This is a genomic window from Streptomyces sp. NPDC047525 (assembly GCF_040643025.1).
Lineage (GTDB): Bacteria > Actinomycetota > Actinomycetes > Streptomycetales > Streptomycetaceae > Streptomyces > Streptomyces durmitorensis.
In genome coordinates this window covers 124,271-146,083 of the sequence record NZ_JBEYTL010000022.1, presented here as the reverse complement: position 1 = coordinate 146,083, position 21,813 = coordinate 124,271, and the positions used below count along the sequence as shown (strand labels likewise).

Below are 21,813 nucleotides of genomic sequence, written 5' to 3'. Positions count from 1 at the left end.
ACGACCACAAGCTGGACCTGCCGCGCCGCATGCAGGTCGAGTTCTCGAAGATCATCCAGACGAAGACCGACAGCGAGGGCGGCGAGGTCACGCCGGACGCGATCTGGGGCATCTTCCAGGACGAGTACCTGCCCAACCCCGCCAACCCGTGGGGCCGCATCCAGGTCAAGAACGGCCAGACCACCACGGACAAGGACGGCACGGACACGCTGACCGTCGAGGCGACCGTCGACGGCGAGGACACGGTCCTGACCGGCACCGGCAACGGCCCGATCTCGGCCTTCTTCCACGCGCTGCAGGGCATCGGCATCGACGTACGCCTCCTGGACTACCAGGAGCACACGATGAGCGAGGGAGCCTCCGCGCAGGCCGCGTCGTACATCGAGTGCGCGATCGGCGACAAGGTCCTGTGGGGCATCGGCATCGACGCGAATACGACACGCGCCTCCCTGAAGGCCGCCGTTTCCGCGGTGAACCGCGCGGCTCGCTGACCAGCGCCGCACGCTTCCTCAACGCACCGCGCAAGCGCCGGACGGGCTCGAATGGGCCCGTTCGGCGCTTTTGCGTGGGGCCGTGTCCAGGTCGTCTACCGGCCATCTCTCGTACAGGGTGCTGACGCCACATCAACAATGTGGCTAACATCACGCCCAACGCGGCAATGTTGCCGGGGCGTTACGGAGGTGCGCGGTGCTGCCAGATCGGGGACGAATCGGCCGGGAATCCCGCATCTTCGCCACGCCCGTTTCACGCGGGCGGGTCCTGCGCAGGCGCGTGATCGGCGTGCATACGGCCTGGACCACCGTCGGTGACGGCGAGTTCTTCTGCCCGGGCTGCGGCGGTGACCGCAACTACCAGCGCCGCACCGGCCGTCGCCGCTTCGTCCTGCTCGGCGTCCCCGTCCTGCCGCGCGGCACCGCGGGCCCCGTCGTCGAGTGCGCCGCCTGCGGCGACCACTTCGGCACGGACGTCCTCGACCACCCCACGACCACACGCCTGTCGGCCATGGTGCGCGACGCCGTGCACACCGTCGTCCTCGCGATCCTCGCCGCGGGCGGCACCTCGTCGCGCACGACGCTCGACGCGGCCGTCGGCGCACTGCGCGGCGCGGGGTACGACGACTGCTGCGAGGAACAGCTCGTCGCGCTCGTCGAGGCGCTCGCCGCCGACACCGGCCGCGCGACCGTGCCCGACTGCGGGCCCGGTCTGGCCATAGAACTCCACGAGGCGCTCGGCCCGTTGGCCCCGCACCTCGCCCCTGCCGGGCGTGAGGCGCTCCTGATCCAGGGCGCGCGCATCGCACTCGCCGACGGCCCGTACACCCCCGCCGAGCGCGAGGTGCTCGCCACGGCGGGCGGCGCGCTGACCATCGGTGCGGACGAGGTGACACGGCTGATGGTGGCCGCGCGGACGACGCACTTCTGATCTCCGCCGGTTTCGCCGACGCACTTCTGATCTCCGCCGGAGTCCTGGCGGGCCGGGCCCGTACTCCCGCGGGAGTAGTGCCGCCCCTCCGCCTCCCTGCGCCGTACACCCCAACTCGCCCTCGCGCCCGACGGATCGCGTGGCCCCCTCCGGAAGGGTTGGCACTGAACCTGCCAACCTGCCGGAAGGAGGCCCGTCATGCGGGCCGAACAGACCACCGCACGACGGCGACGAGCCGTGCCCTGGGTGTTCCTCGGGCTGTGGATAGCCGTCATGGCGTTCGCCGGGCCCTTCGCGTCGAAGTTGGAGGACGCCCAGCAGGACCGTGTCGTCGACTACCTCCCCGCCAGCGCCGACTCCACCGAAGTGGCCAAGATCCAGGAACAGTTGCCCGGCGGCGAGGCCACCGAGTTGGTGCTCGTCTACCACCGTGACGGCGGCCTGACCGCCGCCGACCGCGAGGCTGCCGCCGAACAGGTCGCCGAGATCGGCCAGGCCCACAAGCTGACGGCCGCCCCGCGCGGCGTACCGGCCGATGACGGCACCACGCTGATGTACCCCGTGGCGACCACCGAGCCCGGTCAGGACGAGAAGCTCAGGGACGCGCTCGTCGACGACGTACGCGAAGTCGCCCACAGCGAGGGCGGGTTGAGCGTCGACGTGGGCGGCTCGGGGGCGCTCGACACCGATGCGGGCAAGGTTTACGACTCCCTCGGCGGGCCCCTGCTCTACACCACCGCCGGCGTGGTCGCGCTGCTCCTGATCCTCATCTACCGCAGCCCGTTCCTGTGGCTCGTGCCGCTCGCCGTCGCGGGCGTCGCGGACTACCTGGCGATGGGCGTCGCCTACGGACTGCACGAGGGCTTCGGGACGTCCGTCACCGGCCAGAGCAGCGGCGTGATGACGATCCTCGTGTTCGGCGCGGGAACGGACTACGCGCTGCTCATCGTCGCCCGCTACCGCGAGGAACTGCGCAGGATCGAGCGCCCCTACGACGCGATGATCGCCGCGCTGAAGGGATGCGGCCCTGCCGTGCTCGCCTCGTCGGGGACGGTCGCGGCCGGGCTCTTCTGCCTGCTCGCCGCCGACCTCAACAGCAGCAGGGGCATGGGCCCGCTGGGCGCGGTCGGCGTGCTGTGCGCGCTCCTCGCGATGCTGACGCTGCTGCCCGCGCTCCTCGTCCTGCTCGGGCGACGCGTGTTCTGGCCGCTCGTACCGGCCTTCGGCAGCGAGCCCAAGCAGCGGCGCAGTCTCTTCTCCATGATGGGCAGCTCGGCGGGGCGCAGGCCCCTCACCGTGCTCGCGGGCGGCGCCGTGCTGCTCGGCGCGCTCGCCCTGGGGGCGCTGAACCTGCCGGGCGCGCTGAAGCAGGAGGACTCCTTCACCAAGACGCCCGACTCCGTCACCGCGATGGAGACCCTCGCCAAGGCCTACCCCGAACGCGGCGCCCAGCCCATCACCGTGATGACCCCCGAGGACCGCGCCACCGCCGCCCTCGCCGACATCAAGGGCACGAAGGGCGTGGACAGCGCGGAGAAGGGCCGTACGGCGAAGGGCTGGACGGAGATCTCCGTGATCGCGACGTCCGCGCCCGAGTCGGCGGGCGAGACGGCGATGATCAAGGCGCTGCGGGCCGACCTCGACGGCTCGTACGTGGGTGGCTCCAGCGCCCAGCAGCTGGACCTGAAGGACACGAACGACCGTGACCGCCTGATCATCGTGCCGCTGGTCCTCGCGGCGGTGCTGCTGATCCTGGTGGCCCTGCTGCGGTCCCTCGTCGCGCCGCTGCTCCTGCTCGCCGCGGTGGTCGCGGTGTGGGGGGCCTCGCTCGGCATCGCGGGCCTGGTCTTCGAGCCGCTCTTCGGCTTCGAGGGCACGGACCCGGGGCTGGGGCTGCTCTCCTTCGTGTTCCTCGTCGCCCTGGGCGTCGACTACGGCATCTTCCTGATGCACCGCATGCGGGAGGAGTCCCTCGCCGGTGCCGAGCCGGGGGCCGCCGCGCTGACCGCGCTGCGGACGACGGGCGGCGTCATCGCGTCGGCGGGCCTCGTGCTCGCGGCGACGTTCGCGGTGCTCACCAACATGCCGCTGGTGCAGCTGGTCGAGCTGGGCTTCGTGATCGCGGTCGGGGTGCTGCTCGACACGTTCCTGGTGCGGACGTACCTGGTGACGAGCGCGAGCGTGGCGCTCGGCCGGAAGGTGTGGTGGCCGGGGAGCCTCTCGCGTCCCCCGCGGTCCGACGGCCCGGCCCTGGAGTCCGAGCCTCAACGCGTCCCCGCCCCTTGACCGTTGACCGCATCGGGGCGCCCCTTCCCTGCCGGAGGGGCGCCCTCGTACGGGAGGATGCAGCTGTGGGGGACATAGACATAGCGCAGGTTCAGGGGAGGGCGCCGACGCCGCGTGGTGTGCTCGCCTTCACGGGGTCCGTGCCCGGCAGTCGGCGTGCGCTGCGCACCGACGCGCTGTTCGCGGCGGCGCTCGCGGTGCTGTCCGCCGCGCTCGCCGTGTTCGTCGAGGACGGGGTGCGTCCCGATCTCCTCGGGTGGGCCCTGCTCCTGTGCGCGCACGTGCCGCTGGCGTGGCGACGCGGCCGCCCGCTCCTTGCCCTGCTCGGGGTGATCGCCTTCATCGCTCCGTACCACGCCATCGACTACACCCACATGGCCGCCGTCCCGGTCGGCATGGTCGCGCTCTACACGGTGGCCGCCTCCGGGCGCCCGCGCCGCGCCCTGATCACCGGCCTCCTCGTCGTGGGCATCACGCTGACCGTCAACGCGAGCGTGGAACCGCACCAGGTGGGCGAGGTGCTCAGGATCTCCGGCTGGATCGTCTCGGTACTGCTGCTCGGCGTGTACGTGCGCATCCACCGCCAGTACGTCACCTCCGTACTGGAGCGTGCCGAGCGGGCGGAGCGTACGCGCGAGGAGGAGGCGCGGCGGCGGGTTGCCGAGGAGAGGCTGCGGGTCGCCCGCGACCTGCACGACCTGCTCGCGCACAGCATCACTCTGGTCGGCGTCCAGACGTCCGTGGCGGCGCACGTCCTCGCCGCCGACCCGGAGCGGCTCGACCGGGCGGCGGTGGCGAAGGCACTCGACGACATCGCGGACACCTGCCGTTCGGCGCGGGGGGAACTCCGGGCCACGCTGGAGGTGTTGAGGGCCGGGACCGCCGAGGAGTCTCGGGGCCCGCTGCCGGGTCTTGACGGCCTCGCGGATCTGGCGCAGGCGGCGCGGACGTCGGGGGCCGAGGTCGATCTCGCGGTGGCGGAGGCAGAGGCGCCGCCCGCCGTGGGGGCGGCGGCCTACCGGATCGTGCAGGAGGCGCTGACCAACGCGGTGCGGCACGGCGGTACAGGGCTCACCATCCGGGTGGAGATCCGCACGGCGGACGCGGCGCTGCGGGTGACGGTCACGGACGACGGGGACGGCCGGGTCGCCGACGACCCCTCGCACACTCCTGGCTTCGGCCTGGTGGGGATGCGGGAGCGGGCCCGGAGCGTGGGCGGCACGTTGGAGGCGGGGCCTCGCGATGGCGGGGGATTCGGGGTGTCGGCCGTGCTGCCGCTGGTTCCTGTTGGCCTGGGAGGGCTTGGATGACGATTCGTGTGCTGCTCGCCGATGATCAGACGCTGGTACGGGCGGCGTTCGCGATGCTGGTCGAGTCCGCGCCGGACATGGAGGTGGTGGGGCAGGCGGGGACGGGGCGTGCGGCGGTGGACCTGGCCAGGTCGGAGCGGGCGGACCTGATCGTGATGGACATTCGGATGCCGGATCTGGACGGGATCGAGGCGACGCGGCTGCTCGCGGAGGACGAGGATCTGGCCGGGGTGAAGGTGTTGATGCTGACGACGTACGACACGGATGAGCATGTCGTGGAGGCGTTGCGGGCCGGGGCGTCGGGGTTCTTGGTCAAGGACACGAAGCCGGGGGAGTTGCTGGAGGCGATCCGTACGGTGGCGGCGGGGGAGTCCCTGCTTTCGCCGGGCCCGACTTCTCGGTTGATCGCCAGGGTTCTGCGGGCGCCGGCGCCCGCGGCCGCGGGGTCGTCGGGAGGTCCCGAGGGGCTTTCGGAGCGGGAGCGGCAGGTGCTTTCGCTGGTGGCGCGGGGCCTCAACAATGCGGAGATTGCTGAGACGTTGGGGTTGAGTCCCTTGACCGCGAAGACTCATGTCAGCCGGATCATGGGGAAGTTGGGGGTTCGGGATCGGGCGCAGTTGGTGATTGTGGCGTATGAGTCGGGGTTGGTGCGGCCGGGGGTGGAGGGGTCGGCGTAGGGCGGACCCTGCGGGGCACTCCCCAATCCCGCGGCCCCTTCCCGAAACCATGGGGCTCCGCCCCCTGGGCCCCCGAAATGATGGCCTCAATCATTCAGCCCCTCCGGCGTTTGAGGAGCGGGGTCTGGGGCGGAGCCCCAGTTTCGGGAAGGGGCGGGATTGGGGAAAGCCCCGCAGGGACCGCCCTCACAACAACCCAGCCCCCGCCAGAAACTTCCCCACCCGCTCAACCTCTCCGGAGGAGAGCGGAACCTGCGGCTCCGCAGTCACCGGACAGGAAATCACCCCCCGCAAATACAGCGCCGCCTTAAAGGCGCCCAGCGCCGACGAGCTGCCCCCCATCCGCCCCGCATCCCCCACCCGCACCATCCCGAAGAGACCGCACAACCGCTCCTGCTCCACCCGCGCCCGCACCCAGTCCCCCTCCCGGCAGTAGCGGTAGAGCCGCGCATACCCCTCCGGGTCCACGTTCCCGAGCCCCGGCACCACCCCGTCCGCCCCCATCGCAAGGGCCGCGTCCACCGTCGTCTCCGAACCCGTCAGGACACTGAAACCGGAGACGTCCGCCCGCCCCCGCGCCCCGAGCACCACCTCCCGGAAGTTCCCTTCCTGCCCGCTGGAGTCCTTCAACCCGGCAAGCACCCCCTCCGAGGCCAGCTCCAGGACCAGCTCCGCGTCCAGCTTGGAGTGGACCGCCACCGGGAGGTCGTACGCGAAGACCGGCACCGGCGACCTGCCCGCCACCAGGCGGAAGTGGCGTGCCACCTCCGCCGGATGCGTGCGCGTGTAGAAGGGGGCCGTCACCACCACCCCGTCCGCCCCCGCCTCCGTCACCGAACGGACGTGGTCCAGGACCCTGGGTGTTGCCATGTCGATCGCGCCTGCCAGGACCGGGAGTTGGCCCCCTACATGACCCGCCACCGTGTCGATCACGACCCTCCGCCGCGCATCCGTCAGATACGCCGCCTCCGACGACGAGCCGAGGACGAAGAGGCCGTCCACGCCCCCCTCGACCAGATGGTCGACCAGTCTCGTCAACGACGACGTGTCCACCTCGTGGTCCGGTGTCAGGGGCGTGCAGACGGGCGGAACGACACCGGTCAGCGGGGTGGGCATGGTCATGGAGTCTCCCTGGGGCTCGCGTCCGTGGCGGCGGACTGGATCACTAGCTCGTGCGTGGACTGGCCGTCCCGCACGGGGTGGTGGCAGCGGTAGCGGTGCCCGGAGCCCTCCGTCGACGCGAAGTCCGGCATGGTGGAGGCGCAGGCGTCGTCCGCCTTCCAGCACCGCGTACGGAACGGGCATCCGCTCGGCGGGCGCGTGGCCGACGGCACCGGGCCGACGAGCGGGATCGGGTCGATGGGGTCAAGGAGGCCGGGTGTGGCCGAGAACAGGGCCCGTGTGTACGGGTGGCGTGCTCGGTCCAGGATCTCCTCCGCCGGCGACTCCTCCACGATCCTGCCCAGGTACATCGTGATGACCCGGTCGCTCATCCGCCGGACCGTCTGGATGTCGTGCGACACGAAGACCAGGGCCAGGCCGAGGCGCTCCTTCAGGTCCAGGAGGAGGTTGAGGATCTGGGCGCGCACGGAGACGTCCAGGGCGCTCGTCGGCTCGTCCGCCACCACAAGCTCCGGTTCGAGCGCCAGCGCGCGGGCGATCGCCACGCGCTGCCGCTGCCCGCCGGAGAGCTGTCCGGGAAGACCGTCCGCCAGGACCTTGGGGAGGCCGACCAGGGACATCAACTCACGGACGCGGGCGTCGCGTTGGGTGGCCGTCCCCATCCTGTGTACGTCCAGGGGGTCCCTGAGGATCTGTCTCACCGTCAGCCTGCGGTTCAGGGCGGTCGACGGGTCCTGGAAGATCATGGCGGTGTTCCTGCCGATCGCGGCCCGTCGCTCGGCGGGTTTCATCGTCCACAGGTCCCGGCCGCGGAACGACACCGTGCCCGCCGTGGGCGGCTGCACCCCCACGAGGACCTTCGCGAGCGTCGACTTGCCGCACCCCGACTCGCCCACGACGCCCACCGTCTCGCCGGGCGCGATGGTCAGGTCGGCGCCGGTCAGGGCGTACACGCGATCGCGCGAGAACAGTCCGCCCGAGCGCGCGCGGTGCACGACATGCGCGTCGGAGAGAGTGATCAGGTCTTCGGCGGTCACTTGAGGGCCTCGTTTCCCCTGGGCTGCGGCACCTGTGGCGGCTGGCCCGCCGGGTGGTGGCAGGCGATGGAATGCCGTGCCCCGCCCGTGAGTTGGGGCGCCGTCGTGCGGCACACCTCGCTCGCCAGGGGGCACCGGTCCGCGAACCGGCAGCCCGCGGGGAAGTCCGCGGGCGAGGGGACGACGCCCTTGATCTGGGTCAGGCGTTCCGCCGCCGATTCGAGCGAGAGCACCGAGCCGAGCAGGCCGCGCGTGTAGTGGTGCGACGGTGCCTCGACGAGGTCCGCCGTCACGCCCGTCTCGACGATCTGGCCGCCGTACATCACCACCACCCGGTCGGTGACGTCCGCGACGAGGGCCAGGTCGTGCGAGACGAGGATCAGCGCGAAGCCCAGCTCCTCGCGCAGGCGCAGAAGGAGCTGGATCACCTGGGCCTGCACCGTCACGTCCAGGGCCGTCGTCGGTTCGTCCGCGACGATCAGCTTCGGGTCGCGGGAGAGCGCCATCGCGATCAGGACGCGCTGGCGCTGGCCGCCGGAGAGTTCGTGCGGATAGCTGCGCAGGGTGCGGTCCGGGTCGAGGCCGACCAGTTCGAGTAGCTCGACCGCCGTGCGGCGCCCACCTCTTCGTACGACCTGTTTGAGCTGGGAGCGGACCGTCATCGCGGGGTTCAGGGACGACAGCGCGTCCTGGTAGATCATCGCCATGTCGTGGCCGAGCAGCCGCCTGCGGGAGCGCATCGGCATGCCGAGCAACTGCTCGCCGTTGAAGGTGACGTGGCCGCTGACCCGAGCGCCCTTCGGCTCAAGGCCCATCACGGTCAGCGCCGTGAGTGACTTGCCGCAGCCCGACTCGCCCACCAGGCCGAGCACTTCACCCGGCCGTACGTGGAAGCTGATGCCGTCGACGATGTCCACGCCGCCGTGGCGCGCGTCGAAGCCGATCGCGAGGTCGGAGACGGTCAGGACGGGATCCCCGTCCGGCAGGGGGCGTGCGCGCGAGCGCAGGCGCTGGGCCGCCTCCGTCAGGCCCGGCAGCTCAAGGACCTTGCCGCTGCCCGGCTCGGGGGCTTCGAGGCGGTCCTCCTTGCGGGCCGCGCCCGGCACGTCGCGCGTCGCGGGCGCCGCCCACGCGTCCGAGACGCCCTCGGAGAGGATGTTCAGGGCAAGGACCGTGATCAGCATCAGGAGGCCGGGGAAGACCGTTGCCCACCAGCCGCCGAGCAGCACCATGTTCTTGCCGTCGGCGATGACGCTGCCCCAGGACGGGTCCGGGGGCCGCACGCCCGCGCCGATGAAGGACAGCGAGGCCTCGAAGACGATGGCCTCGGCGACCTGCACCGTGCAGAACACCAGGATGGGCGCGGCGCAGTTGATGGCCACGTGCTTGACGAGGATGTGCGGGGTGCGGGCGCCGACGATGCGTTCGGCGACGACATAGTCCTCGCCGTACTGATCCATCACGTTCGCGCGTACGACCCGTGCGATGGGTGGGGTGAACAGGAAGGCGATCGCGCAGATCAGGACGAGGATGCCGCCTCCGAAGACCGCCACGAGCACGGCCGCGAGCGCGATCCCGGGGAACGCCATGACGACGTCCAGGCACCGCATCAGGGTCTCGTCGACCGCCTTGCGCGAGGTCGCCGCGATCGCGCCGAGCACCGCGCCGACGATCAGGGCGAGCAGCGTCGCCCCGAGCCCGATCGCGAGCGACCAGCGCGCCCCGTACATCAGCCTGCTGAGGATGTCCCTGCCGAGGCTGTCCTGCCCCATCCAGTGGTCGGCCGAAGGGTGGCCCGTGCCGTCGACCTGCGGCTGCTGGTCGAGCGGGTCGTGCGGGGCGATCAGCGGTGCGAAGAGCGCCACGAGGACGACCACGCCGACGACGCCCACCGCGATCCGGGAGAGCACGGGGAGGCGGCGCAGGGACCGCAGACGGATCCCGGGGCGTGAGAGCCGCTCGGTCAGAGCCTTGCGCGACGTGATCATCAAGCAGTCCCCCTCAGGCGCGGATTGACCAGCAGATGGAGGATGTCGAGGACCAGGTTCACGACCACGAACCCGACGGCCGTCGTGATGACGACCCCCTGCACGACGGCCGGGTCGCCGTTCTTCACGGCGTCGATCATCAGCTTCCCCATGCCGGGCAGCGAGAAGATCGTCTCGATGACGACCGCGCCGCCCAGCAGATAGCCGACGCGCAGGCCGAGCACGGTCAGCGGGTTGATGAGGGCGTTGCGCAGGACGTTGCGGCCGACGACCACGACCGGCGGCAGGCCGCTGCCGATCGCCGTCCGTACGTAGTCCTTGTCGAGCTCCTCGACCACCGCCGTGCGGATGATGCGGGTGAGCCCGGCGGCCACCGGCAGGGAGAGCGCGAGGGCCGGGAGCGTCATGGACTTGAGCCAGCCGGTGAAGGAGTCGGCGGGGTTGACGTATCCGCCGGTCGGGAACCAGCCCGCCTCCACCGCCAGGTACTGGATCATGAGCAGCGCCAGCCAGAAGCCGGGCGCCGCCACGCCGGTCAGCGACAGGACGCGGATGAGCTGGTCGGGGAGCCGGTCGCGGTAGATCGCGGCGGTCACGCCGAGCAGAGTTGAGATGACGACCGCGATGCCGAGCCCCATGAAGGTCAGCTGCATGGTCAGCGGAAGCGCGGTGGTGACCTGGTCCACCACCGGTGAGCGGGTGAGCACGCTGATGCCCATGTCGCCCTGGACCAGATCGCCCACGAAGGCGAAGTAGCGCACCGGCAGCGGATCGAGCAGGCCGTTGTCCTCGCGGAACTGCTGGAGCTGCTCCTCGGTCGGGTTGGCGCCCTGGTAGAAGGCCGACGCCGGATCGATGTCCGAGAACCGCATCACGAGGAAGACGAACAGGACGATGCCGAGCAGCAGCGGGATGAGAAGGGCGAGGCGGCGGGCCAGGATTCTGACGATCGCGGTCACGTCTGTGTGACTCCCAACGACGGTACTGAAAGGGCTACTTGGCCCACTTGGCCTGGAGGAGATTGATGCCGGGATAGGGCTGGGCCTTGATGCCGGTGAGCTTCTTCGGGTCCCAGGCGGTCATCAGCTCGTTGTGGACGACCGGGTAGATCACCGCCTCTTCGGCGACGATGTCGATGTAGTCCTGGACCATGGCCTTCTTCTTGGTGGCGTCCGGCTCGCGCGTCGCCTGGTCCATGTCCTTGAAGAGCTTCTTGGCGGTGGAGTTGTCCGCCCAGCGGGCGTAGCCCATCCACAGGTTCTCGGGGCCGTAGTTGTAATGCATGATCAGGTCGGGGTCGATGCCGAACTGGTTGGGGTTCGATGCGGCCGCGACGATCTGGTAGTCCTTCTTCTGGTCCATCTTGGTGAAGACGGCCGTGGTCTCCTGCGGGTCGAGCGTCGTCTTGACGCCGATCGCGTCCCACGAGGCCTTGATGGTCGGCAGACAGTCGACGATCCAACTCACGTTCACGGCCATGAGGTTGATCGACAGATCCTTGACCCCGGCCTCCTTCAGGAGCGCCTTCGCCTTCTTCGGGTCGTACGCGTAGACCGTCTTCGCGGGCCGGTAGGCGGGGTTGGACTCGTTGAGGAACGAGGTCGACGCCTTGCCGTGGCCCTTGAGCGCGACCTCGATCATCTTCTCGGTGTCGATGGCGTAGTGCAGGGCCTGGCGCACGCGTACGTCGTCGAAGGGCTTGTGCGCGGTGTTGAACATCAGGAACAGGTTGTTCATCCCCGCCCCGCCCTCGACGGTGAGCCCGCCTTTCTTGAGCTGCTCGATGTTGGCGTACGGGATGTTGTCCGAGATCTCCGAGTCCGCGCTGCCGCCGGAGATCTTCGCGACGCGGGGCGCCGCGTCCACGATGGTCAGCCAGTTCATCTTCTTGAAGGCGGCCTTGCGCGGGCCGTTGTAGTCGTCGAAGGCCTCGAAGGTGGTGTTGGACTTCGGGGCGTGCGAGGCCTGCTTGTACGGTCCCGAGCCCACCGCCTTGCCCTTGGTCGCGTCGTCCCAGGCGCCCGGCCTGGAGAAGACGTGCTTAGGCATGATCTTGGCGAGGGAGAGGCGGGCGAGGCCGTCCGGGAACGGGAACTTCAGGACGAGCTCGACGGAGGTCGCGTCGACCTTCTTGACCTCCTTCAGCCAGCTCTCGAAGAAGCCCTTGGCCAGGGTCTGCGTCTTCGGGTCCAGGATGCGGTCGAAGACGAAGACCACGTCGTCGGCGGTGACGGGCTTCCCGTCGTGCCACTTGGCGCCGGGCCGCAACGTGAACTTCCACGTGGTGGCCTTGTCGTCGGTGGGGATCTCCGTGGCGAGCGCGGCATACGGCTCGCGGGTGATGGGGTCGGTGTTGAGCAGCCCCTCGTAGATGTGTTCGTTGCCGGCCATCGCGAACGCGGACGCGGTCTGCGTCGGGTCCCAACTGCCGTCGTTCCCATAGCCGATGACGGCGGTGAGGGTGGAGTCGCCGCCCGTCCCGCCGCCCCCTGAGGCGTCGTTCGTGGACTCGGGTCCCGACGAGCAGGCGGAGAGCGTGGTGGTGATGGCGGCGGCCGCGCCCAGCGCACCGGTGTACTTGAGGAAGGACCGGCGGTCCGGTGCGGGTCCGGTGTGTCCGGTGGAGCCGATCGGCCCGAGGGGCCCGGTGGAGCCGGTGCGGGTCTTCTGGTCGCTCACTGTGTCTCCCTTGAGAGATCCCACGTCCTACGTCGTGGTGGCGTGGCGACCATAAGAGCGCCGCGAAGGCCGGTCAAGAGATCGCGCACGGATCCGAATCCGGGCCGTCCTGAACGATGTTGGTCCGGAGGTGGGACGTGGGATGTCATCCGTGCCTACGATGTGCCGCATGCCTCAGGAGCCAGTCCGGGAACGGCGTGTGGGCAGCCAAGTCCAGCGCTCAGTCATGCAGTTGATCCTCGACAGAAGGCTTCGGCCGGGCGCGCTGCTGCCCACCGAGGCCGAGCTGATGGAAGAGCTGGGGGTCAGCAGGAACTCGGTGCGCGAGGCGCTCAAGGCGCTCCAGGCCCTGGACATCGTGGAGATCAGACACGGCTACGGGACGTATGTGGGCCAGGCGTCGCTGACCCCGCTGGCCGACGGCCTCACGTTCCGTACGTTGGTGCAACTGGCCGACGACACACACGCGTTGGGGGAGATTCTCCAGGTTCGCGAGGTCCTTGAGGAAGGCCTGGTGCGTCGCGTCGCGGTGCTGCTCACGGACGAGGAGCTGAGCCAACTGGAGGCCCTTGTCCGGAAGATGGAGGAGGCGGCGGACGCGGGCGGGGCCTTCCCGGAGCTGGACCGCGAGTTCCACGAGACGCTCTACCGCTCCCTGGGCAACGAGCTGGTGCCGCAGCTGCTCGGCGCGTTCTGGAACGTCTTCAACCGGGTGGCGGGAGTGCGCGGGTGGGCCCGCGACCCGGCGCCCGACGTGACGGTGCGCAGGCACCGGGACATCGTGACGGCGCTGCGGGCGCGGGACGTGGAGGGGGCTCAGCGGGCGATGGCGGATCACTTCAGGGGGATCGAGGCGCGGTCGGGCCAGGAGTCGAGGGGGGTGGGATGAGAGAGGGCGGGCGCGGGATGGGACTGAGTCACTTCTATGACCGGGTCACGTCGCCGGGCTATGGCGGCGACTACAACCCCGAGCAGTGGGGCCCGGAAGTCCACGCCGAGGACGCCGAGTTGATGCGCGAGGCGGGCGTGAACCTCGTGACGCTCGGGATCTTCTCCTGGGCGAGGACGGAGCCCGCCCCGGGTGCGTACGACTTCACCTGGCTGGACGGTCACATGGACCGCCTGGCCGAGGCGGGCGTCGCGGTCAGCCTCGCCACGATGACGGCCTCCCCGCCGCCGTGGCTGACGCGCCTGCACCCGGAGACTCTCCCCGTGACGGAGGACGGTGTCCGCCTGCACCCCGGCTCCCGCCAGCACTGGTGCCCGTCGAGCCCGGTGTACCGCCGATACGCCGTGCGCCTGACGGAACGCCTGGCCGCGCGCTACGGCACGCACCCCGCCCTCGCGCTCTGGCACGTCGGCAACGAATACGGCTGCCACATCTCACGCCACTGCCACTGCGAGGTGTCGACGGCGGCGTTCCGCATCTGGCTGCGCGAGCGCTACGGGACGGTGGCGGTGCTGAACGACGCGTGGTCGACGGACTTCTGGTCGCAGAGGTACGGCACGTTCGAGGAGATCCACACCCCGCGCAAGGCCCCCTCGTTCCGCAACCCGTCCCAGCAGCTCGACTACTGGCGCTTCGCCTCGGACGAGCTCCTCGCGTGCTACCTGGCGGAGAAGGAGGTCCTGACCCGCATCACACCGGACGTACCGGTGACGACGAACTTCGTCCCGGTGGCGAAGACGCTTGACCTGTTCGCGTGGGCCCCGCACCTGGACGTGGTGTCGTACGACTCGTACCCGGACCCGCACGATCCGGACTCGCTCCACCGAACGGCGTTCTCGTACGACGTCATGCGCGGCCTGAAGGGCGGCGAGCCGTGGCTGCTCCTGGAGCAGGCGCCGGGGGCGGTGAACTGGCGTGAGCGCAACGGCAGGAAGCCGCCGGGCCGGATGCGCCTGGACAGCTGGCAGGCGGTGGCGCACGGGGCGGACTCGGTGCTGTTCTTCCAGTGGCGGCAGTCGCGCGGGGGAGCGGAGAAGTTCCACTCGGCGATGGTGCCGCACGGGGGCCGGGAGACGCGGATCTTCCGGGAGGTGCGGGAGCTGGGCGCGGAACTGGCCGCGCACCCCGCCCTGCTGGGCTCACGCCCCGAGCGGGCGGACGCGGCGCTGCTCCTGGACTGGCCGAGCTGGTGGGCCCTGGAACTGGACGCGCACCCGAGCAAGGACGTGACGCTCCTAGAGGCGGCCCTGGCCCACCACAAGCCGCTGTACGAGGCGTCGGTGGCCTGCGACGTGGTCCCGGTGGACGGGGACTTGACCGCGTACCGCCTGCTCCTGATCCCCAACCTCTACTCGGTGTCGAAGGAGACCGCGGAACGAATCTGCGCGTACGTGCGCGGCGGCGGCACCCTGGTCATGTCCTACTTCTCCGGAATCACGGACGAACACGACCGCGTCCACCTCGGCGGCTACCCGGCCCCCTTCCGCGAGCTGCTCGGCCTCCGCGTGGAGGAGTTCGACCCGCGCCCGGACGGCACCTGGTCGGAGGAGATCCACTTGGAGGGCGCGGAGGCGGTGATCACGTTCCCCGCCGGCGGCGGCCCGGCGGTGACGCGCCACGCGTACGGCGAGGGAGTCGCCTGGTACCTGGGCACGCGACCCGCCCCCAAGGAGATGCGGGAACTCCTCGACCGGGTGCGGGCGGAGTGCGGGGTGGAGCCGGTTCTCCCGGACCTGCCGGAGGGGGTGCAGGCGCGGACGCGGGTCACGGGGGCGGGGGAGAGGCTGCATGTGCGGATGGACGCGCGGGACAACTCCGTTGCGGTGATCAGCGGCTGAGTTCCCCGTCCGGGTGAGGGGGTCGGGATCGGTACTGCCGACACACTCCTCGCGTGTTTAGTGAATGCTAAACCTCGCCTGGTGCGACGCGGCGATCCCGCTGGCCGAACGCCGGTACGCGGAGTACGTCGCTGACCGTGAGAAGGAGCTGGGGAAGTGAGCGGACACATCAAGTGGTCGGCCAGTGGGCACCGTGAGCGGGCGGAGGAACTGGCGGGGGGCCGTGACGCGTTCCTCGAAGGCGCTGAACGCATGCTCGCCGAGGCTCGCGCGTGGCGGCTGGCCGAGATGCGCCAGGAGCGCGGGTACACCCAGGCGCAAGTGGCCGAGCGCATGGGCGTCAGCAAGGGCAGGGTCTCCCAGATCGAGAGCGGCCAGGTGTCCGGCACGGATGTGGTGGCGCGCTATGTCGAGGCGCTGGGCGGCAGCTTGGTGATGGTCGCGGTGTTCGGCGACGGGGAGCTGCGAAAGGTCGGATGACGGGAGCGGGGCGCTTCACCGCGACGTGGGCTGACCCGCGCCAGTATTTCCCGTGCGGCAGCAGAAGCGGCAGGGTTAAGTTTCCGCCATGCCCGAACTTCAGCGTCTGCGCGCCGATCACGCTCCCGCCCTGCTCGCCTTCGAGCGCGAGAACCGCGGGTACTTCGCCCGGTCCGTGCCTGACCGTGGCGACGCCTACTTCGCCGAGTTCGCCGCCCGGCACGCTGCCCTGCTCGCCGAACAGGCCGCCGGGGACTGCCACTTCCATCTGTTGGTGGATGGGGAGGGTGCGGTTCTCGGGCGGGTCAATCTCGTCGACGTCGCGGACGGCGAGGCCGAGCTGGGCTATCGCATCGCCGAGAGCGCGGCGGGGCGCGGCCTTGCCACGGGGGCCGTGCGGCGGCTGTGCGGGGTCGCTGCCGCGGAGTACGGGCTGACTGCCCTGCGGGCGGCCACCGATGCGGGGAACGCGGGGTCCCGGGCTGTGCTGGTCCGTGCGGGCTTCGTGGTGGTGGGGGAGGGCAGCAGTTTGGACGGGGGCGGGGTTGAGGTCCGTTACCGCAGGGAGGGGCTGGGGTCGGGGCTCGTCTGACTTTCCCTGCGGGTGCGTGGGGGCTGGTCGCGCAGTTCCCCGCACCCCTGGGCTAGTCCCGGCTGACGCCCGCCACGAACGCGGACCAGGCTTCGGCGCGGAGCAGCAGGGCTGGGCCCTCGGGGTTCTTGCTGTCCCGTACCGGGACTATGCCGGGGACTCCGTCGGCCACCTCGAGGCAGTTGCCGCCCTCGCCGTTGCTGTAGCTGCTCTTGCGCCAGCGGGCGGCGCCTACGAAGTCGTACGCGACCTCTATGCAAGCCTCACCACCGTCGCCGCCGCTGTAGCTGCTCTTGCGCCAGCTGGCGTTGCTCAGGTCGTACTCGCGCATCGTCTGAATTCCTCCGACGCCGAATCGATCAGATCCAGGGACGCCTCCGGCGACAACGCGACGGCCCTGAGCTGATCGTAAGACGCCTGCGTCCGCTTCACCACAGCCGGATCGTCCAGCAAATTCCCCGAAAACACCGCCTCTGTATAGACAGTTGGCGGTGCGTCCTCGAACTCCATGAGCCACATCATCTTGCCCATCGGCGAGTACGCCCCAGCCGCGAACGGGAGCACTTGGACCTGCACCTTGCGCTCGTGCGCCATCGCCACGATGTGATCGAGCTGCCGGGCCATCGTCGCGGGCCCGCCGACCGGCATGCGCAGCACCGTCTCGTGCAGGATCGCCCAATACACGGGTCGTGCCGCGTCCTTGAGGAGCAGCGTGCGATCCATTCGGGCTCGGACCAGATCCTCGATGTACTCGTCGGTGGCGAACGGGTTGCTGCCGAGGAAGACCGCTCGTGCGTACTCGGGGGTCTGCAGCAGCCCCGGGACCACCGCCGGTGCGAAGTCGCTGATCTCCGTCGCGAGCCGCTCCAGCTCCGCAGCATGCGCGAAGTACTCCGTAAACGGCTGATCCTTGATTAGTTTGCGCCACATCCGCTCGAAAAGGCCATCGGTTTGCAGAATCTCGTCCAGCCGCTGCGCAACGTCCAACTGCGGTTTCCGAATAGCCTGTTCGAATAGGCCGATGTATCCGCCGGATACAAAGACCTGCACCCCCAGTGCAGACTGCGTGAGCCCCGCATCCTCGCGCCGCCGCTTCAACTCCGCCCCGAAGAACTCCCAAGCCGCCTGTCGCGAACCATTGGCCATGGCCAACCACCCTCCACTGCGCAGCAGTTGTAGCGCACAGACTCCTGTCGAGTGTAGGTCGGACCCGTCACCATCGAGACACGAAGCGTGAAATCCGATGGGAAAGGGGATCCACGTCATGGCTGAAAGCAAGGCGCACTCGACGCTATGCGCCGAAGAAGCGGAGGAGACCATGAAGGAATTGCGCGCCGCACTCGCGCGGGCCGGAATTATTCTTCCGTCATTGCGGATCGACCCCACATCCTTGACCCGCGAGGCCCCCTGTCCGCTCATTGAATTGGGGGCGGCATGAACCTGCACCTGCCCATCGGCGCCTACGCAGTAGACACCCGCACCGGCCAGGTCGGCAGGGTCATGGGCCATGAAGGGCCCTACATCCAGCTCCGTCCCTTCGGCGGCGGACGGGAGTGGGACTGCGCCCCGGACGCGCTCAGGAGCGCCACCGACTCGGAGCGGCTGCGCGCCGCGACCGCCTATGCCAATGCCCGAAGCCGGGGTGAAGTGCCGTGACGTAAGGTGCGGCGCCATGGCCATATGGAAGTGGAGCAAGCCGAGGGTCGAGTCCAAGTACCCGACACCGCTCACCACGCACCAGCTCTGGATGGTGTCGCTGAGCGCGCCGGTCAGCCGGGACAAGGACGCGTCCCGGACGACCCTGTATCCGTTCACCCGCGTCGACGACGGCAAGGCACAGAAGTGGCTGGCCGATCAGTGGGAGATCACCGCGCCCGAGCAGCTGCTCGGGCGCCTGGGCGGACTCGCGAACACCGGCTACCGTGCCATGGCCCAGCGGCGCCTCGGCGTCGCACCGCTGGCCTGGGACATCGCGCTCTACGTGGACATCGCACGGCGCGGCTTCGCCTGCGGGATGCTGAGCGAGGCCGACACCTGGAACCGGCTCAAGAACATCGTGCCGACGGTCGCGGGGACGTACGCCTCATGGAAGGAGTACGCCGACCACTACCTCCTCGGCAGGCAGGTCTGGAAGGACAGCCTCAGGGGTACCCAGGACGAGAGCTTCCCGGCGCCCCAGGCCGCATCCGACGCCCACCTCCAGTCGCTCCTGGACCCGGCGAACCGGACGAGCCCCTGGAACCTCGCCCCCTGGGAAGCGATCAGCCACCCCGACCGGGCCCGCCCCGCCCGCTGAGCCTCAGTGCTGTTGCGGCTTCTGCGGGGTCGCCTCGCTCGGCCGCACGATGACGTACCCCTCGCCCCGCAGCATCAGCTGCACCGCCTCGCCCGAACCGCCCCTGATCATGGAGCCGATGGACTGCGAGCGGTGCAGCGTGGTGTCCAGGTTCGCGGTCCAGCCGACGATCGCGTCGGTGTCGACGTACACCGGCTGCTGGGGCGAGACCGGGATCACCAGCGGATTGCCCTCGCAGACCAGGCCGAGCTGTCCGGCCCCCGTGAAGACGCTGTTGAAGAGGCCGCCGCCGGTGATGCCCGCGCCCTTCACCGTCTTGATCTCGTACGACAGCGTCGAGTCGAAGCACAGGACGTTGCGGCCGTTGACGGTGAGGACGTCGCCCGGCTCGATGTCGACTATGAAGCAGTTCTGCGCCTCGTTCGCGAACCACGCCTCGCCCTGGCCGCGCACCGCCATGAGCGGAAGCCCCTCGCCGGTCATCGCCCGCTTGAGCATGCCGCCGACGCCCTGGCCCTTGCGCTCGAACTGGAGGTCGCCGCGGTAGGCGATCACCGCGCCCTGCCGTGCGTGCATCTCGCCGTTGACCGCGTACTTGATGGACTTGGCGTTCTGCAGGGTCATCCCGGGGACGACGGACTGCTGCGCCATGTGCTCGGTGGAGAACAGATCACTCTTCATGCGGGCATTTTGACAGGTGTGAGTGGTTCGTCCAGGGGGTGCGGTGCAACGGGCGCACCGTGGAAGGAAGTTGACACCCCCGGCGGTCCACGCCATCGTCGCGCCGATGGAGAGCATCGAGCTGACCGCCGTCGAACTGCGCGTCCAGGAGGCGTACGCACGCGGCCGGACCGTAGACCTCCGCCCCTCGGACGGTGCCGAGGCCGACTCGGGGGCCGAGTGGGGGCCCGACAGGACCGTGCGCGCCGAGGTGCTCCGCGCGCTGCTCGTCGAAGGGCCGCACGAGTCGGGCGGGACTCCGCTGCTCCGGCTCACCGGCGCACGGATCACCGGGCGGCTCGACCTCCAGTACGTCGACGTGGCGGCGCCGATCCATCTGTGGGCCTGCTACTTCGACGATGTGCTCGACCTGTACGGGGCGCGGCTGCGGCAGCTGAACCTGGGCCGCTCCGTGCTGCCCGGCCTGCACGGCGTCACGCTGCGGGTCGACGGCTCACTGCGGATGACCGCGTGCCGCGTCCGTGGTCCTGTCCGGCTCGGCGGCGCGAGGATCTCCGGGGCGGTCTTTCTCGACGGGGCAGAACTGGGCGAGGCCGGTGCGGAGCTCACCGAGCCCGTCCTCGCGCTCAACCGCGTCACCATCGACGACGAGCTCCAGGCCGCGGGTGGCTTGATCGCGCACGGCGTCGTCAGCCTCGCGGGCGCTGTCGTCTCCGGGAGAATCACCTTCGACGACGCGGTCCTCTCCGACCCGGGCGGCACGGCCTTGCACGCGTCGAACCTCAGCGGCGGTACCGATCTGCACGCCATGCGCCTCACCGCGCACGGACGGGTCAACCTGCGGGGCGTCCGCATGCCGGGGCAGCTCAACTTCACGGGCGCGCGTCTCTCCAACCCCGGCGGCATGGCCCTGCGCGCCAGCAGCCTCGTGGTGGGCGAGTTGTGGCTCCGCGACGCCCCCCGCATCGAGGGCTCGGTCAGCCTGCGCCGCTCCCAGCTCGACCTGCTGTACATATCCCCGGAGGCCTGGCCGGACGAGGTTCACTTCGACGGACTGACGTACGCCATGCTCCACCCGCACGAGCCCGCCGAGCGCAGGCTGCAGGTCCTGGAACGGGACTTCGACGGCTATGTTCCGTACGCGTACGAGCAGATCGCCGCCGCGTACCGGCGCATCGGCGACGACGTGGCGGCCCGCACCGTTCTGCTCGCCAAGCTGCGCCGCCACCGAAGGACGCGGCCCTGGTGGTCCAGACCCTGGGGATACCTCCAGGATTTCACCGTCGGCTACGGCTTCCGCCCCGCACGCGCGGCCCTGTGGCTGTTCTCCCTGCTGCTCGTGGGTTCCGTGACGTACGCGGCACACCACCCGCGCGCGCTGAAGCCGGACGAAGCACCCGACTTCGACCCGTTCTTCTACACCCTCGACCTGCTGCTCCCCATCATCGGCTTCGGGCAGGAGCAGGCGTACGCCGCGGAAGGGGCGTACCAGACGCTCTCGTACGCCCTGATCGTCACCGGCTGGACCCTGGCCACCACCATCGCGGCGGGCGTCACACGGGCCATCAGCCGGCAGTAGGGGCGGCACGAGCGTCGAGGGCGATCGGGCACCCCGGCCACGGCTGTCGGCCCCGTACGCGAGAATGGGCGCATGAGCCTGTTCCGTGATGACGGCGTCGTGCTGCGCACCCAGAAGCTGGGTGAGGCGGACCGCATCATCACGCTGCTCACCCGCAGCCACGGCCGGGTCCGCGCCGTCGCCCGCGGTGTGCGGCGCACCAAGTCCAAGTTCGGGGCGCGGCTCGAACCCTTCTCCCACGTCGACGTGCAGTTCTTCGCACGCGGCAGTGAACTCATCGGGCGCGGCCTGCCGTTGTGCACACAGAGTGAGACCATCGCTCCGTACGGTGGCGGGATCGTCACGGACTACGCGCGCTACACCGCGGGCACGGCCATGCTGGAGACGGCGGAGCGCTTCACCGACCATGAGGGCGAGCCCGCCGTGCAGCAGTATCTGCTGCTCGTGGGCGGCCTGCGGACCCTCGCCAACGGCGAGCACGAGCCGCATCTCATCCTCGACGCGTTCCTGCTCCGCTCCCTCGCCGTGAACGGGTACGCACCCAGCTTCAGCTCCTGTGCGAAGTGCGGAATGCCCGGTCCGAACCGGTTCTTCTCCGTTGCGGCGGGCGGCTCCGTCTGCGTCGACTGCCGGGTGCCCGGCAGCGTCGTACCCTCGTCGGAAGCCCTCGGCCTGCTCGGTGCGCTGCTCACCGGGGACTGGGAGACCGCGGACGCGTGCGAGGCGCGGCATGTCAGGGAGGGCAGCGGACTCGTCTCCGCCTATCTGCACTGGCACTTGGAGCGCGGGCTCCGCTCGTTGCGGTATGTCGAGAAGACCACGTAGACACGTAAGTACGCGTAGGCACGTCAGCACGTCAGCACGTCACGTACAGAGA

The 21,813-nt window shown here is 70.0% G+C and carries 22 protein-coding genes; 14 read left to right on the top strand and 8 right to left on the bottom strand.

Annotated features, from left to right (window positions below):
- The 5 genes from ABZ833_RS40335 to ABZ833_RS40315 all read left to right on the top strand — a co-directional run.
- A partial coding sequence (locus tag ABZ833_RS40335; RefSeq protein ID WP_361058018.1) for an alpha-isopropylmalate synthase regulatory domain-containing protein occupies nucleotides 1–491 on the top strand: 491 nt, incomplete at its 5' end.
- Between the two features lie 235 nt (nucleotides 492–726).
- Nucleotides 727–1,422, top strand: coding sequence for a TerB family tellurite resistance protein (locus ABZ833_RS40330; RefSeq protein ID WP_249593032.1), 696 nt, complete (start codon nucleotides 727–729; stop codon nucleotides 1,420–1,422).
- 198 nt (nucleotides 1,423–1,620) lie between these two features.
- Nucleotides 1,621–3,708: an MMPL family transporter gene (locus ABZ833_RS40325; protein WP_361058016.1), complete on the top strand. Its 2,088-nt coding sequence runs from the start codon at nucleotides 1,621–1,623 to the stop codon at nucleotides 3,706–3,708.
- 119 nt (nucleotides 3,709–3,827) lie between these two features.
- Nucleotides 3,828–5,018: a histidine kinase gene (locus ABZ833_RS40320; RefSeq protein ID WP_361058042.1), complete on the top strand. Its 1,191-nt coding sequence runs from the start codon at nucleotides 3,828–3,830 to the stop codon at nucleotides 5,016–5,018.
- Entirely contained in the window at nucleotides 5,015–5,695 is a 681-nt protein-coding gene (locus ABZ833_RS40315; RefSeq protein WP_361058014.1) for a response regulator transcription factor, read from the top strand. The genes ABZ833_RS40320 and ABZ833_RS40315 overlap by 4 nt, the downstream gene beginning before the upstream one ends.
- Nucleotides 5,696–5,881: 186 nt before the next feature.
- Here the strand turns inward: ABZ833_RS40315 and ABZ833_RS40310 are convergent, their stop codons facing one another.
- From ABZ833_RS40310 to ABZ833_RS40290, 5 genes are read right to left on the bottom strand one after another with little or no spacing between them, the layout of a single operon-like run.
- Complete coding sequence (locus ABZ833_RS40310) at nucleotides 5,882–6,817, bottom strand: dihydrodipicolinate synthase family protein (protein ID WP_361058012.1); 936 nt, start codon at nucleotides 6,815–6,817, stop codon at nucleotides 5,882–5,884.
- A complete protein-coding gene (locus ABZ833_RS40305; protein WP_361058010.1) occupies nucleotides 6,814–7,854 on the bottom strand; it encodes an ABC transporter ATP-binding protein in 1,041 nt (346 codons plus the stop codon). Before ABZ833_RS40305 ends, ABZ833_RS40310 begins: the two co-directional genes overlap by 4 nt.
- A complete protein-coding gene (locus tag ABZ833_RS40300; RefSeq protein ID WP_361058008.1) occupies nucleotides 7,851–9,842 on the bottom strand; it encodes a dipeptide/oligopeptide/nickel ABC transporter permease/ATP-binding protein in 1,992 nt (663 codons plus the stop codon). Before ABZ833_RS40300 ends, ABZ833_RS40305 begins: the two co-directional genes overlap by 4 nt.
- Nucleotides 9,842–10,801: an ABC transporter permease gene (locus tag ABZ833_RS40295; RefSeq protein ID WP_361058006.1), complete on the bottom strand. Its 960-nt coding sequence runs from the start codon at nucleotides 10,799–10,801 to the stop codon at nucleotides 9,842–9,844. Before ABZ833_RS40295 ends, ABZ833_RS40300 begins: the two co-directional genes overlap by 1 nt.
- A gap of 34 nt (nucleotides 10,802–10,835) precedes the next feature.
- Nucleotides 10,836–12,473, bottom strand: a complete 1,638-nt coding sequence (locus ABZ833_RS40290; RefSeq protein WP_361058040.1) for an ABC transporter substrate-binding protein — start codon at nucleotides 12,471–12,473, stop codon at nucleotides 10,836–10,838.
- Nucleotides 12,474–12,681: 208 nt separating this feature from the next.
- On the opposite strand from ABZ833_RS40290, the gene ABZ833_RS40285 reads away from it, so the two are divergent.
- The 4 genes from ABZ833_RS40285 (at nucleotide 12,682) to ABZ833_RS40270 (ending at nucleotide 16,380) form a co-directional block, all read left to right on the top strand.
- On the top strand, nucleotides 12,682–13,410 hold the full coding sequence (locus ABZ833_RS40285; RefSeq protein ID WP_361058038.1) for a FadR/GntR family transcriptional regulator: 729 nt from the start codon (nucleotides 12,682–12,684) through the stop codon (nucleotides 13,408–13,410).
- A 17-nt stretch (nucleotides 13,411–13,427) separates the two neighbouring features.
- Complete coding sequence (locus ABZ833_RS40280; protein WP_361058004.1) at nucleotides 13,428–15,308, top strand: beta-galactosidase; 1,881 nt, start codon at nucleotides 13,428–13,430, stop codon at nucleotides 15,306–15,308.
- 156 nt (nucleotides 15,309–15,464) lie between these two features.
- On the top strand, nucleotides 15,465–15,788 hold the full coding sequence (locus ABZ833_RS40275) for a helix-turn-helix transcriptional regulator (RefSeq protein ID WP_361058002.1): 324 nt from the start codon (nucleotides 15,465–15,467) through the stop codon (nucleotides 15,786–15,788).
- Between the two features lie 88 nt (nucleotides 15,789–15,876).
- Nucleotides 15,877–16,380: a GNAT family N-acetyltransferase gene (locus ABZ833_RS40270; protein ID WP_361058000.1), complete on the top strand. Its 504-nt coding sequence runs from the start codon at nucleotides 15,877–15,879 to the stop codon at nucleotides 16,378–16,380.
- Between the two features lie 52 nt (nucleotides 16,381–16,432).
- Here ABZ833_RS40270 and ABZ833_RS40265 read toward each other — a convergent pair whose 3' ends face one another.
- Complete coding sequence (locus ABZ833_RS40265; RefSeq protein WP_361057998.1) at nucleotides 16,433–16,711, bottom strand: DUF397 domain-containing protein; 279 nt, start codon at nucleotides 16,709–16,711, stop codon at nucleotides 16,433–16,435.
- On the bottom strand, nucleotides 16,693–17,526 hold the full coding sequence (locus ABZ833_RS40260; protein WP_361057996.1) for a helix-turn-helix transcriptional regulator: 834 nt from the start codon (nucleotides 17,524–17,526) through the stop codon (nucleotides 16,693–16,695). The genes ABZ833_RS40265 and ABZ833_RS40260 overlap by 19 nt, the downstream gene beginning before the upstream one ends.
- A 118-nt stretch (nucleotides 17,527–17,644) precedes the next feature.
- On the opposite strand from ABZ833_RS40260, the gene ABZ833_RS40255 reads away from it, so the two are divergent.
- From ABZ833_RS40255 to ABZ833_RS40245, 3 genes are read left to right on the top strand one after another with little or no spacing between them, the layout of a single operon-like run.
- The gene (locus tag ABZ833_RS40255; protein ID WP_361057994.1) at nucleotides 17,645–17,818 is read left to right on the top strand and encodes a hypothetical protein; all 174 of its coding nucleotides are present in this window, start codon (nucleotides 17,645–17,647) and stop codon (nucleotides 17,816–17,818) included.
- Nucleotides 17,819–17,820: 2 nt separating this feature from the next.
- Nucleotides 17,821–18,036 carry a hypothetical protein gene (locus ABZ833_RS40250; protein ID WP_361058036.1) on the top strand — a complete coding sequence of 72 codons (216 nt, stop codon included), beginning with the start codon at nucleotides 17,821–17,823 and terminating at the stop codon, nucleotides 18,034–18,036.
- 16 nt (nucleotides 18,037–18,052) lie between these two features.
- Nucleotides 18,053–18,676, top strand: coding sequence for a DUF1266 domain-containing protein (locus tag ABZ833_RS40245; RefSeq protein WP_361057992.1), 624 nt, complete (start codon nucleotides 18,053–18,055; stop codon nucleotides 18,674–18,676).
- A 3-nt stretch (nucleotides 18,677–18,679) separates the two neighbouring features.
- Here the strand turns inward: ABZ833_RS40245 and ABZ833_RS40240 are convergent, their stop codons facing one another.
- Nucleotides 18,680–19,357, bottom strand: coding sequence for an AIM24 family protein (locus ABZ833_RS40240; protein ID WP_361057990.1), 678 nt, complete (start codon nucleotides 19,355–19,357; stop codon nucleotides 18,680–18,682).
- A 106-nt stretch (nucleotides 19,358–19,463) separates the two neighbouring features.
- Here ABZ833_RS40240 and ABZ833_RS40235 point away from each other — a divergent pair, with 106 nt between their 5' ends.
- Nucleotides 19,464–20,936: a membrane-associated oxidoreductase gene (locus ABZ833_RS40235; RefSeq protein WP_361057988.1), complete on the top strand. Its 1,473-nt coding sequence runs from the start codon at nucleotides 19,464–19,466 to the stop codon at nucleotides 20,934–20,936.
- A 72-nt stretch (nucleotides 20,937–21,008) separates the two neighbouring features.
- Nucleotides 21,009–21,761, top strand: coding sequence for a DNA repair protein RecO (gene recO, locus ABZ833_RS40230; protein ID WP_361057986.1), 753 nt, complete (start codon nucleotides 21,009–21,011; stop codon nucleotides 21,759–21,761).
- Nucleotides 21,762–21,813 lie beyond the last annotated feature (52 nt).

Coding starts and splice junctions, on each gene's coding strand:
- ABZ833_RS40265 (WP_361057998.1), bottom strand. CDS start 16,711: ATGCGCGAGTACGACCTGAGCAACGCCAGCTGGCGCAAGAGCAGCTAC.
- ABZ833_RS40325 (WP_361058016.1), top strand. CDS start 1,621: ATGCGGGCCGAACAGACCACCGCACGACGGCGACGAGCCGTGCCCTGG.
- recO (WP_361057986.1), top strand. CDS start 21,009: ATGAGCCTGTTCCGTGATGACGGCGTCGTGCTGCGCACCCAGAAGCTG.
- ABZ833_RS40235 (WP_361057988.1), top strand. CDS start 19,464: ATGGAGAGCATCGAGCTGACCGCCGTCGAACTGCGCGTCCAGGAGGCG.
- ABZ833_RS40270 (WP_361058000.1), top strand. CDS start 15,877: ATGCCCGAACTTCAGCGTCTGCGCGCCGATCACGCTCCCGCCCTGCTC.
- ABZ833_RS40310 (WP_361058012.1), bottom strand. CDS start 6,817: ATGACCATGCCCACCCCGCTGACCGGTGTCGTTCCGCCCGTCTGCACG.
- ABZ833_RS40300 (WP_361058008.1), bottom strand. CDS start 9,842: ATGATCACGTCGCGCAAGGCTCTGACCGAGCGGCTCTCACGCCCCGGG.
- ABZ833_RS40315 (WP_361058014.1), top strand. CDS start 5,015: ATGACGATTCGTGTGCTGCTCGCCGATGATCAGACGCTGGTACGGGCG.
- ABZ833_RS40285 (WP_361058038.1), top strand. CDS start 12,682: ATGTGCCGCATGCCTCAGGAGCCAGTCCGGGAACGGCGTGTGGGCAGC.
- ABZ833_RS40240 (WP_361057990.1), bottom strand. CDS start 19,357: ATGAAGAGTGATCTGTTCTCCACCGAGCACATGGCGCAGCAGTCCGTC.
- ABZ833_RS40280 (WP_361058004.1), top strand. CDS start 13,428: ATGGGACTGAGTCACTTCTATGACCGGGTCACGTCGCCGGGCTATGGC.
- ABZ833_RS40260 (WP_361057996.1), bottom strand. CDS start 17,526: ATGGCCAATGGTTCGCGACAGGCGGCTTGGGAGTTCTTCGGGGCGGAG.
- ABZ833_RS40255 (WP_361057994.1), top strand. CDS start 17,645: ATGGCTGAAAGCAAGGCGCACTCGACGCTATGCGCCGAAGAAGCGGAG.
- ABZ833_RS40245 (WP_361057992.1), top strand. CDS start 18,053: ATGGCCATATGGAAGTGGAGCAAGCCGAGGGTCGAGTCCAAGTACCCG.